The 11,144-nt window shown below is 60.9% G+C and carries 10 protein-coding genes and 1 tRNA gene; 5 read left to right on the top strand and 6 right to left on the bottom strand.

The features are described from left to right. Positions 1-82 precede the first annotated feature (82 nt). Positions 83-156: transfer RNA gene (locus KBX19_RS04835), tRNA-Pro, on the bottom strand. Positions 157-243: 87 nt separating this feature from the next. Between KBX19_RS04835 and secA2 the strand changes: the two genes are divergently transcribed. The 5 genes from secA2 (at position 244) to KBX19_RS04810 (ending at position 5,116) form a co-directional block, all read left to right on the top strand. Further along, entirely contained in the window at positions 244-2,541 is a 2,298-nt protein-coding gene (secA2, locus tag KBX19_RS04830; protein WP_255997697.1) for an accessory Sec system translocase SecA2, read from the top strand. Between the two features lie 108 nt (positions 2,542-2,649). After that, positions 2,650-3,078, top strand: a complete 429-nt coding sequence (gene odhI, locus KBX19_RS04825; protein WP_005290211.1) for an oxoglutarate dehydrogenase inhibitor Odhl — start codon at positions 2,650-2,652, stop codon at positions 3,076-3,078. Positions 3,079-3,090: 12 nt separating this feature from the next. After that, complete coding sequence (locus KBX19_RS04820) at positions 3,091-3,819, top strand: MerR family transcriptional regulator (protein ID WP_255994898.1); 729 nt, start codon at positions 3,091-3,093, stop codon at positions 3,817-3,819. Positions 3,820-3,823: 4 nt separating this feature from the next. After that, positions 3,824-4,420 carry a bifunctional nuclease family protein gene (locus tag KBX19_RS04815; protein ID WP_255994899.1) on the top strand — a complete coding sequence of 199 codons (597 nt, stop codon included), beginning with the start codon at positions 3,824-3,826 and terminating at the stop codon, positions 4,418-4,420. A 120-nt stretch (positions 4,421-4,540) separates the two neighbouring features. Next, positions 4,541-5,116 carry a MerR family transcriptional regulator gene (locus KBX19_RS04810; RefSeq protein ID WP_321207014.1) on the top strand — a complete coding sequence of 192 codons (576 nt, stop codon included), beginning with the start codon at positions 4,541-4,543 and terminating at the stop codon, positions 5,114-5,116. A 68-nt stretch (positions 5,117-5,184) separates the two neighbouring features. Here KBX19_RS04810 and KBX19_RS04805 read toward each other — a convergent pair whose 3' ends face one another. From KBX19_RS04805 to KBX19_RS04785, 5 genes are read right to left on the bottom strand one after another with little or no spacing between them, the layout of a single operon-like run. Further along, positions 5,185-6,582: a vWA domain-containing protein gene (locus tag KBX19_RS04805; protein WP_255997696.1), complete on the bottom strand. Its 1,398-nt coding sequence runs from the start codon at positions 6,580-6,582 to the stop codon at positions 5,185-5,187. Between the two features lie 33 nt (positions 6,583-6,615). Continuing rightward, positions 6,616-7,476: a 3-methyladenine DNA glycosylase gene (locus KBX19_RS04800; protein WP_255997694.1), complete on the bottom strand. Its 861-nt coding sequence runs from the start codon at positions 7,474-7,476 to the stop codon at positions 6,616-6,618. After that, positions 7,473-8,522 carry a hemolysin family protein gene (locus KBX19_RS04795; RefSeq protein WP_255994901.1) on the bottom strand — a complete coding sequence of 350 codons (1,050 nt, stop codon included), beginning with the start codon at positions 8,520-8,522 and terminating at the stop codon, positions 7,473-7,475. Before KBX19_RS04795 ends, KBX19_RS04800 begins: the two co-directional genes overlap by 4 nt. Next, a complete protein-coding gene (locus KBX19_RS04790; RefSeq protein WP_255997693.1) occupies positions 8,519-9,901 on the bottom strand; it encodes a hemolysin family protein in 1,383 nt (460 codons plus the stop codon). The genes KBX19_RS04795 and KBX19_RS04790 overlap by 4 nt, the downstream gene beginning before the upstream one ends. An 11-nt stretch (positions 9,902-9,912) precedes the next feature. Beyond that, on the bottom strand, positions 9,913-11,139 hold the full coding sequence (locus tag KBX19_RS04785; RefSeq protein ID WP_255997692.1) for a DEAD/DEAH box helicase: 1,227 nt from the start codon (positions 11,137-11,139) through the stop codon (positions 9,913-9,915). Between the last annotated feature and the right edge of the window lie 5 nt (positions 11,140-11,144).

Genomic DNA, 11,144 nt, shown 5'->3' with positions numbered 1-11,144 from the left:
GGAAAAAATAAACACCAAGACGCCGGTTTGTCCACCATGTCGCGACTCATCTGTCAACAATGTCGCGACTGATGACAAATTGTCGGGCTGACAGGATTTGAACCTGCGACCCCTACACCCCCAGTGTAGTGCGCTGCCAAACTGCGCCACAGCCCGTTGCTCCCAAAGCATTCTTGGGGAACTTCGATAGATTACAGCACGGTCAGTTTAATCAGTAATCAGCAGGTCACGTAGAGTCGCACTATGGGTAAGTTTGACTGGTTCTGGAAAGCGATGGGCTCTACGTCTGAGCGCAACGACAAGAAGTCGAAAGGCATTGTCGCTACCGCGCACGAGCTCATGCCTGCGTACGAGGGGCGCAGTGATGCGGAGCTCGCCAAGGAGATCCGGGCAACCGTTGTGGACGGGCAGATTCAGAAGAAGCCAGAGTTTCTCGCCATTCTTTCTGTGGCCTCAACCCGCACGTTGGGGATGACGCCGTTCAACGTGCAGAATCAAGCGGTACTGCGTCTGCTCGAAGGCGACGTGATTCAGATGGCCACCGGTGAAGGCAAGACGCTCGTGGGTGCGATGGCTGCCACGGGTTTCGCACTCACTGGCAAGCGTGTGCACGTCATCACCGTGAACAACTACCTCGCGCAGCGTGACGCGGAGTGGATGCGCCCGCTCGTCGAATTCTTCGGGCTCAAGGTGGGCTTTGTCACCGAATCGAGCGAGCGCGAAGACCGGGTTGAATCGTACAGGGCGGACGTAGTCTACGCGCCAGTTGCGGAAATCGGATTTGACCACCTGCGCGACAACCAAATCACGAGTCGCGGCCAGACTGTTCAGGCGCGAGCTGACGTTGCGCTTGTCGACGAAGCAGACAGCGTGCTTGTCGACGAAGCCTTAGTCCCGCTCGTCCTCGCCGGTTCCAAGCCAGGAGAGCAGGCTACCGGGCAGATCACGGAAGCTGTTTCCCATTTGAGGGAGGGGATCGACTACACGATCGATGCGGATCGCCGCAATGTGTTCCTGACCGACGACGGCGCCGCCAAGGTGGAGAAGTCTCTCGGTATTGACTCGCTGTATTCGGATGGGAACATCGGCACGATTCTCGTCCGCGTCAACCTCGCATTGCACGCGAAAGCGCTGCTCATCCGCGATGTCCACTACATCGTTCAGGACGGCAAGATCGACCTAGTGGATGCCTCCCGTGGTCGCGTCGCTGAGCTACAACGCTGGCCCGACGGTTTGCAGGCGGCTGTCGAAGCGAAGGAAGGACTCGATGTCAGTGAGGGCGGCCGCATCCTCGACTCCATCACGCTCCAGGCACTGATGCGCCGTTACCCGCTCGTGTGCGGGATGACGGGTACTGCGGTGGAGGCGACGGATCAACTGCGCCAGTTCTACGACCTGCGCGTCTCGGTCATCGAGCGGGCTAAGCCCCTCCAGCGTTTCGACGAGCAGGATCGCGTTTACGCCACCATGGATGAGAAGTTCAAAGCCATCGTCGCCGAGATTGCCCACCTTCATGGCACGGGGCAGCCAGTGCTCGTCGGCACGCACGACGTGGCTGAGTCTGAGGCTCTTGCTGACGCTTTGACGCAGCGCGGCATCGAGGTCAACGTGCTCAACGCCAAGAACGATGCGGAGGAGGCGCGCATCGTGGCAGAAGCGGGCGATCTGGGCCGCGTCACGGTGTCGACGCAGATGGCCGGACGAGGTACCGACATTCGCCTGGGCGGCGCTGACGAGGCCGACCACGATGCCGTTGCGGAACTCGGTGGACTAGCGGTGATCGGTACGGCCCGCCACCGCACAGCGCGCCTGGACAATCAGCTCCGTGGCCGCGCGGGACGCCAGGGCGATCCTGGCTTGAGTTTGTTCTTCGTGTCCCTCGAAGATGACATCGTGGCCGCGGGTGGGGCGGACGAGAAGATCACTGCGCAGCCCGATGCCGATGGCCGGGTGGACGCAAAACGCATCCACGACTTCGTGGCCCACTGCCAGCGTGTCACTGAAGGCCAACTGCTGGAAATCCACGCGCAGACGTGGAAGTACAACCAGCTCCTTGCAGATCACCGGGCTATTATCGACGAGCGCCGCGCCATCCTCTTGGACACCGACCGTGCATGGGTCGAACTGTCCCAGCGTGCGCCGGAAAAGGCTGCGGAGCTCGAGGCTGCGGGCGTCGATAAGCATGTGCGTGAACAGGCCGCGCGCGAGATCATGCTTTTCCACCTCGACGACGAATGGTCCGAGCATCTGGCCCATATGGACGACGTCCGTGAGTCCATCCACCTGCGGGCCATCGCACGCGAAACCCCGCTGACCGAGTATCACCGAATTGCCGTGCGGGAGTTCAAGGAGCTGGCACAACGCGCTGTCGATCGTGCCGTTGACACCTTTGAGCAGGTGCTTATCGACGACCGCGGCGCCCACCTCGCTAACGCCGGCTGGAAGCGCCCGAGCGCAACGTGGACCTACATGGTGTCCGACAACCCGCTCGCCGGGGGAGGAAACTCAGTCATCTCTGGGATAGCCAGCATGTTCCGGTAGGTTAGAGCGCGAACCGCCCACGATCGCAGCGCGGTCGACGAAGTTGTCGGTATGATGGGCGTGAAGTTGAATAACGATTGACATCCGTCGAAAGCGTCAGGAGAAGACATGAGCGAGAACACCGGTACGCCGGAGGCACAGGTAGAAACCACTTCGGTATTCCGTGCCGATCTTCTGAAGGAGATGGAGACGGGAGCTACCGCCTCTGACAACGTCGGTGGCGTGGAGGGCCTGCCGGAAGGCGCAGCCCTCCTCGTTGTGAAGCGTGGCCCGAACGCGGGTGCCCGCTTCCTGCTGGACCGTGACACCACCACCGCAGGCCGCCACCCCGAGGCAGACATCTTCCTCGATGACGTGACCGTGTCCCGCCGTCACGCTGAGTTCCGCCGCAATTCCGGCGAGTTCGAGGTCGTCGACGTCGGATCCCTTAACGGCACCTACGTCAACCGCGAGCCGCGTAACTCCCAGGCGCTGTCTACCGGCGACGAAATTCAGATCGGTAAGTTCCGCCTCGTTTTCATCTCTGAATCCGAGTAATCTTTCTGCACAGTGACCGCGATCCGGAAAACCCAACAACAGGCACCCCAACAAGCAAAGAAGACGGGGAACAAGACCATGTCCATCGGCGTGGTCATCCAACGCCTGCGCGAAGAATTTCCGGATGTCACTGTGTCGAAGATCCGGTTCCTCGAATCGGAGGGGCTGATCAGCCCGGAGCGCACAGAGTCGGGGTACAGGCGCTTCACGGAGGCTGATATTGATCGCCTGCGCTACATCTTGGTGACGCAGCGGGATAACTACCTGCCGCTCAAAGTCATTCGCGAGCAGCTTGAAGCCATGGATTCCGGAGACGTCGTCGTGGTCTCTGAGCAAGTCATTTCCTCGGAGAGCATCGGCGCGGCGAAGGCGACGCGCCTGACAGACAAAGACGTGGCCGTACAGGCGCAGTGCGAGCAGTCCTTCGTAACGAAGTGCATCAATGCTAGATTGATCGTCCCGGACTCGAGTGGGCTGTTCTCCGCCGATGACGTACGGATTGTCAGCACGGCAGCTTCGTTGGCTGAATTCGGTCTTGATGGACGCCACCTGAAAGCCCTTCGCAATGCTGCAGGCAGGCAAGCGGACATGGTGGCAAAGGTCGTTGGCCCTGTTGCGAAGTCGGGTAAAGCCTCCGCCAAGCAGGAAGCTGACGAGCTCGGGCAGCAGGTGGCCTCACTTGTGGTGTCTTTGAACTCTGCCTTGGTGAAGGACGAGCTGCGCCGCGGGCTAGGGGCGTAGGCCTATGACCTCTGTTCCCGTCACATTTTGCGGGGTTTTTCCCGTCGGCCCGGAAAGCTTCCTGTGTGCACTGCTCCTGTGGGAGGAGCGCCGTCGTTTCGTCCCGGTGTGGTTGCCGCCCGTCGGTGGGGCGCAGCTCATTGGACGCATCGGTGACTGGGAGCCCACGCGCCCCGACACCCATGATCTGCTGCTCGATCTCATCGAGCAGTCCACCGCCGGCATTGCTGCTATTGAGCTGACTAATTATCACAACGGCGTGTTCATGGCGCAGATCACGATGGAAGACGGTGCCGAGTTCGATTGCCGCCCGACGGACGCGTTTGTCCTATCCGTCATGCTGGATATGCCGATTGAGGTTGATGAAACTGTCTGGTCGCAGTCGTCATTGTGGCTGTCAGCGGAGGATGCGCTGGATTACTTCGACATTGAAGTCGATGACGAAGCGGTGCCAGCCGGATCTGATTCTGCCTCTGGTGATGCCAAGGCAGACGCTGATTTTCAGCAACTGATGCGCGATCTCGGAGTATCAGAGCAGGACCTCGGATTCGAAAGATCCGATGTTAAAGATGTGACTGAAGATGACAGTGGGGAAGAGTAACTCTAAAGTTAAAGTTGAGCTTGAAGTTACGGCGTGTCGGTGTCCCTGGTCTTGACCGCAGCTTAAGCTTGGCTTTAAATAACTAGTGCGCCCTTCTCTAAACATCATGGGAGTAATTACGTGAGTATCTTCGACAGTCACGACGACATCGACGCCCCTGTCCAGGAAAGCCTGTTTGACCTCGGGCCGTCGGATGAGGTTGGCTACCGCGTGCCCATCGCATGCCAGGTGGCCGGCATCACGTACCGCCAGCTGGACTACTGGGCGCGCACCGATCTGGTGAACCCCTCCATCCGAAACGCCACAGGCTCCGGCTCGCAGCGTCTCTACTCCTTCACTGACATCCTCGTCCTGAAGATCGTCAAGGGCCTGCTGGACACTGGCATCTCCCTGCAGAACATTCGCCTCGCCGTGGACAACCTGCGTGACCGCGGCATCAACGAGATCTCCGAGATCACCCTCGTTTCCGACGGCGCCACCGTGTACGAGTGCCGCAGCAACGACGAGATCATCGACCTGCTCGGCGGTGGCCAGGGCGTGTTCGCCATCGCTGTTCCGCAGATCGTCAAGGAGCTCACCGGGACCATTTCGGCGTTCCCCTCCGAGCGGATCGGCGGCGACGCTGTCGCAGAAGAGTCCGACAACGTCGTCGCACTCGATGAACTGGCTGCCCGCCGGGAGCGTCGCAGCTCCTAAGTTCAATTGAAGATACATTAAACCCTGCTGGATGACCTCCAGCAGGGTTCTTTTTTATGTGGGGAGTTCTAGAGTCCTACTGCCTCGCGGATAGCGGAATCGACTGGGGAAGAGAGGTCAGTGGAGGAGGTTGCTGCGTCGATAAGCATCTGGTCTTTTGGCGCGGCGCCAACGTGCACGACAGACAGTTCAACTCCAGCTGCACGAGCGTGTGCGATAGCCGGTGTCACGTCAGCGTCGTCGACGGTGCCTGAGGTAATCAACATCACTCGGATGGGAGTTTCAACAGACTCCGCGTACTTCAGCGCGGCTGCGACGGCTTCACGGGTGCGGGGGGCACCGGCATTGATGAAGCCTTGTGCGGCGGCACCGATCTGCGCGCCATCGTTGGTGAACTCCACGTTGCGGCGGAAGCCCTGCGTGATGCCGGGGTTGAGCGGCGAGGAGTAGTTCCACAGCGCAACTTGGCGCCCAGCGTCTGTAAGTGAAGTAGCCACCGCTCCAATGCTTTGGGCCACCGGTTCCGCGAAGTGTGCCATCTGATCAGAGGTGTCCAGCAGGAACAGGGTGTCAATCGGTTCACCGATCTCCGTCGGCGCTGGTTCGTGCTCCTGCGCCGCTGTGGAGATGCGTTCTCCACCGTTGGGACGGGCAGCGGCCCAGACCGACTCAGCGATGGCCGGGAGCTGAGAGTCGTTGCCGTACTGTTCACTCGCAAAGTCTGCGAATGCTTGAGCCGCTCGAGTTTGGTCCTCTGTGACCGCGTCTGTCGTATTCAGCGGGATGGCAGAGTAGACCACAGAGGTATCAGCTAACGGGCTGAATGTGAATCCGTTGGGGACGTTGGATTCATCGCTGGCAACGAAGCGGGTGGAGTTCACGGTGTCGGATGCGGCAGTGCCCACCCGCTGTTCGGTCAGTGCGGCAACGGCAGCGTTATCGTTGTCAGCTACAGCGGAGGCGACAACTGCAGATGCTTCGGGCTGCTCATCGGTGGGGAAGTCCACCTGTTTGATGTCCACTGTGGCCGGATCGATCTCATTAGGCCCGGCAAGTCCGACGACCGACGAATACACGGAGGCGGGCTCGTTGGTCGTGGCACTGCGTTGTGCATGCGCGATCTCCTGGTGGGAGATCGGTGTGTTAGGCGCAATGTATACAGCGGCCTCGCTCAGGTTCTCCACGTAGACAGGCTGAACACAGTAATCGCGGACTACAGGCTGGGAGTTGGCGTAGGCGTTGATCACCTCGCGGGCCACGCCTTCTGACGACGCAGCGACGGGCAGGGCTAACTCACCAGACACGCACTCGGGCGCGGCTTGGTTCCCGCCCGCTTTGCCACGATGCGTTCCCCACACCACCCCCGCAGCCGCAACCGCAAGCATAATGAGGGCGAGCAATACGAGGAACGCAATTGCGCCCTTGGACAGGGCGTAGTTGTTCTTGCCGTTGGAATGCCGAGCCATGGTCTGCCTTTCGCAATAGTTACGATAGACAGCTTATCGGGTAAATGCAGCGTCAAGAAGTTGAAGCAGCTGATTTCGCAAAGGTTCCGCTCGCGCAGAGAACTCGCGCTGCTTCGCTACGTACTCAGCTTTGCCCTCCGGCGTCTCAATCGGGACAACCCCGAAGCCGAGCGTGCGGCAGTCATACGGAGAGGCCTCCATGTCCAGCAGTCGAATATTCATCGCCAGCTCCAGGCAATCCAGCATGAGGTCACCGGGCACAAGCGGGCCCATCTTGGTCGCCCATTTGTACAAGTCCATGCCTACGTGAAGGCATCCGCACTGGTCATTCGCGGGGCGGGTGGCAGAGTCAAGCACGGTCAGATTGAGCGGTTTCGCGGGTGGAGTGAAAAAGCGGTACGCGTCAAAGTGCGTGCACTTCAGATCGTGCTGCTTGACCACGTCATCTGTGCCCCGTTGCCCCAACCGCAACGGAACGTCGTGACGGGGTCGCCCGGTGTTGTAGACCATGGCCCATTCGTGCAAACCGAAGCAGTCGAACTGCGGGCGGTTGTGATCAATAGCGCGCAACAGAACCCGAATATTTTCCATATCGGACCGCCGGCGGGCGAGGAACGATTCGACGTCGAGGGTGACTGTTCCGTCAGGGCCGCGCTGGTAATCGCGCCATGAAGTGTGAGGGGCATCGGACGCGTCGAGAAGCTTCGTGCCAAGGCCCGGGTGCCAGCGCGTGAGGTGCGTGGGGCGAACAGGGTAGTAGTCGAAGAGGAAATCCCAGATCGGATGCTTCTCACCACGGCTGCGCCGCGCTATGTGCGGATCGACCCACTGTCGGGCACGCTTCTCGTGGGTTTCAGCGAGTTCGCTCCACTCCTCACGCGCGAGCGAGATCATTGCTCATGGGTCCAGTCGGTCACGGTGCCCACGTACTCCTCGATCAGGTCCTCAAGCGCGAGAACACCCACTAGCTCACCGTTGTCGCGGACCTGGGCCATGTGAGCGGAGCGACGGTGCATTGCGGTCAACGCGTCGTCGAGGCTGCCGGAGCCGTCGACAATGCTCAAGCGACGGACGCGGTTGTACGGGATGACCGGGCTCTCCATCTCCGAGTCGAGGAGGTCGAGGACGTCCTTGACGTGGATGTACCCGAGCAGTGCGCCATCGGTGCCCTCCACCGGGAAACGCGAGTATCCGGTCTCACGGACAGCGTTTTCAAGGACGCGCAGAGGAATCCCTTGCCGGGAGTAGGGGATGGTCACCAGCTTGTCGATGGGGATCATCACCTCCTGCAGGCTGCGCGACTCGGACGACAGGGCAGAGGCAAGGCGGGTGGTCTCCTCTTCGTCCAGAAGCCCCTCCTGCCGGGACTCCCAGATCATGTTGGCCAGCTGCTCCTGGTCCACTGTGGCGTCGAGTTCGTCGCGCTGCTCAATGCCGAAGAGGTAGAGCGTCCAGCGGGCGATCTCGTTCAACGCGAAGATCAAGGGCCGGGTCAGCTTCACCCAGACATCCATCACCGGCGTCAGCCACACAGCGAGCGTTTCAGGCCCGGCGATCGCGATGTTCTTCGGGATCATCTCGCCGAAGATGATGTGGAGGATCGTGATGATGAGCAGGGCGATGACGAACGAGATCGGGTGCAGGAGGTTCTCCGGCACTCCGATGCTGGTGAAAGGATCCTCCAAAAAATGCGCGATGGCAGGTTCGGCGACCTTACCCAGAATGAGCGAGGCGAAAGTGATGCCGAACTGAGCGCCGGCCAAGTACAGCGACAGATGCTCCGTGGCTTCCAAAGCGCGCCGTGCGCTGGTCTTGCCCTGCGCGATCATGGATTCGAGGCGATCGCGTCTCGACGAGACGAGCGCGAACTCCGTGGCCACGAAGAATGCGTTGGCAGCTAGCAGGGCGATGATGAGGATGGTGGCAGTCCAGATGCTCATGAATGGTACCTCCCGATCTCATCGGAGGAGATTGGCGTCAGAATGGCTTTGTCCAGTCGACGGCCCTCCATGATGGACACGCGAGCCAGCCAACGGCTGGCGTTCGCTTCCTCGAGCTCCTCCGAAAGATCTTGGGCAGGGTGGGGGAGAACCACAGTATCGCCGACAGAGGGGACTTGGCCGAGCGAGGCCATGATCAACCCTCCAAGAGTTTCATACGGCCCGTCAGGGGCGGTGTAACTGATCCGCTCCGTCAGTTCGTCGAGACGTACAAGGCCGGAGACTTCCCACGACTTTCCGAAGCGCTGGAAATCGCGCTCGGACTCGCGGTCGTCGTACTCGTCGTAGACTTCGCCGAGGATTTCTTCGACGACGTCTTCAATGGTGACCAAGCCCTGGGTGCCGCCGTACTCGTCCGCAACGAGCACAACCTGTGAACCGGCGGAACGCACTTGATCGAGAACAGCATCTCCGTCGAGTGTGCCGGGGACGTAGCTGACCGGCTTGGCTAGATCGCCTACCCGCGTCGTGGCGCGTTGGTCTCGGGCGACCGAGAACGCGTCTTTGATGTGAACAAGTCCCACGGTGTCATCCAGGTCACCGTTGCGGACAGGGAAGCGGGAGTGGCCGGATTCCATCGCCAACGAGATCAAATCGTTCACCGTATCCGAGACATCGAGGGACTTGACCGTCGACCGCGGCGTCATGACCTCTTCCGCGGTGGTCTCGCCGAACTGAAGGGAGCGGTCAATCATGCGGGCAGTCTGCTCATCCAGTCCACCCGCTTCTGCGGAGCTGCGGACCATAGCACCCAGCTCAGGGCCAGAGCGGGCGGAGGCGAGCTCATCTGCCGGCTCAATCCCGAGCTTGCGCACGAACCAGTTTGCCGATGCATTCATCGCCTTAATGAACCACTTGAACACCGTGTTGAAGGCATTGACGGGCGGCACGACGAAACGGGCCGTGGACAACGGCTCAGTAATCGCGATGTTCTTCGGTACCAGCTCGCCGAACACCATGGACAGTGTCGTTGCCACGACGAGGGCGAGGATGAGGGCGACGGCGCTCGAGGCGGACTCACTGAGCCCAACGAGCTCGAGCGCGGGGCCGAAGAAGCGAGCCAGCACCGGCTCTGCAAGAAAACCAGTCGCAAGAGTAGTCAGCGTGATGCCCAGCTGCGCCCCCGAGAGGACGAAAGAGAGGTTGCTGTGGTCGCGTTGAACGGCCAGAGCGGTCTTATCTCCCTTCTCCTGCACATGGTTGTCCACGGTTGAGCGCTCCATGCCGGTGAGCGCGAATTCGATGGCGACAAACAGACCAGTTGAGGCCGTGAGCAGCACAAACCCTAGAAGGGCGAGTAGAGAGATAAGAAGATCCATAGGTGGTGTTGTCAGTGCCGTTTCCCGCGGGAGCGCTTGGTTGTCTGCGGTTGGCCGGGCGGCGGAAGCGGGCGGCCGTGAGGCTCCTGCGCGCCCGTAATCTTAACTAACTCGCCGGACATCGGGGTAACGCGGACCTTTTGCGCGTCCACGCCCGCTTTGCGGAGCAGTTGATCGACTTCCTTGCGCTGCTCGTCCATGACCAAGGTCACCACAGTGCCGGACGTGCCTGCGCGGGCGGTGCGCCCGGCACGGTGCAGGTAGGACTTGTGCTCGGCCGGCGGATCGATGTGGACGACCAAGGACACGTCGCTGATGTCAATACCGCGTGCAGCGATATCGGTTGCGACCAAAACAGGAACAGACCCGTCTGTGAATCCTTCGATAGCCCGGGTGCGTGCGCCCTGGCCCTTGTCACCGTGGAGCGGTTGAGCCTCAATGCCGACGCGACGGAGCTTCTTCACCTGCCGGTCCACGCCATGCTTCGTGCGCATGAACATGATGGTCTTGCCCTCGCGCGCGGCGATGAGCGGCACGATCTCGTTCCTGGACTCTCGGCTGCCCACCAGCAGCTGGTAGTGCTGCATCGTGTCCACGGCAGCCTGGGCAGGGGCCGTCGAGTGCGTCACAGGATCCGTCAGGTACCGCTGCACAAGCTTTTCCACGTCACCGTCCAGCGTCGCCGAAAACAGTAGGCGCTGGCCGTTTTCAGGTGTGGCGTCGACAAGCTTGCGGACCTGGGGGAGAAAGCCCATGTCGGCCATCTGGTCAGCCTCGTCGATCGCTGTGACGGCGACGGAATCGAAGCTGAGCTTGCCCTGGTTGATCAGGTCCTGAGCGCGTCCGGGCGTAGCGACGAGCAGGTCCACTGGCGCTGCAAGCGAACGAATGTGGTTGTTGATGTTCACCCCGCCCACAACCTCGAGCACACGCAGACCAACGGCAGCAGCAGGATCGTCGAGTCGCTGTCGGATCTGCGCTGCGAGCTCACGGGTGGGGGCGAGGACGAGGCCGCGCGGGTGGCCGGGTTTGGACGGGGAACCGGCGAGCAGCGCCAGCATCGGTAGCCCGAAGGCAAAAGTCTTACCCGAGCCCGTCGGCCCGCGCCCGAGCACATCCCGTCCGTCGAGAACAGCGGGGATCGCCGCTTCCTGGATTGGGAAGGGTTCCTCGATTCCTTGTTTCGTGAGAACGTTGACGATGGGGCGGGGCAGGCCGAGATCAGAGAATGTGGGCATCGGAT

The organism is Corynebacterium sp. CCUG 71335 (genome assembly GCF_024454075.1).
GTDB lineage: Bacteria > Actinomycetota > Actinomycetes > Mycobacteriales > Mycobacteriaceae > Corynebacterium > Corynebacterium genitalium.
Note: the sequence above shows the minus strand (reverse complement) of the source record. Positions and strands in the feature narration are given on the sequence as shown.

Excerpts from the sequence above, each read along its gene's own strand:
- secA2 (WP_255997697.1), top strand. The coding sequence starts at position 244 with ATGGGTAAGTTTGACTGGTTCTGGAAAGCGATGGGCTCTACGTCTGAG.
- odhI (WP_005290211.1), top strand. The coding sequence starts at position 2,650 with ATGAGCGAGAACACCGGTACGCCGGAGGCACAGGTAGAAACCACTTCG.
- KBX19_RS04815 (WP_255994899.1), top strand. The coding sequence starts at position 3,824 with ATGACCTCTGTTCCCGTCACATTTTGCGGGGTTTTTCCCGTCGGCCCG.
- KBX19_RS04805 (WP_255997696.1), bottom strand. The coding sequence starts at position 6,582 with ATGGCTCGGCATTCCAACGGCAAGAACAACTACGCCCTGTCCAAGGGC.
- KBX19_RS04800 (WP_255997694.1), bottom strand. The coding sequence starts at position 7,476 with ATGATCTCGCTCGCGCGTGAGGAGTGGAGCGAACTCGCTGAAACCCAC.
- KBX19_RS04795 (WP_255994901.1), bottom strand. The coding sequence starts at position 8,522 with ATGAGCATCTGGACTGCCACCATCCTCATCATCGCCCTGCTAGCTGCC.
- KBX19_RS04790 (WP_255997693.1), bottom strand. The coding sequence starts at position 9,901 with ATGGATCTTCTTATCTCTCTACTCGCCCTTCTAGGGTTTGTGCTGCTC.
- KBX19_RS04785 (WP_255997692.1), bottom strand. The coding sequence starts at position 11,139 with ATGCCCACATTCTCTGATCTCGGCCTGCCCCGCCCCATCGTCAACGTT.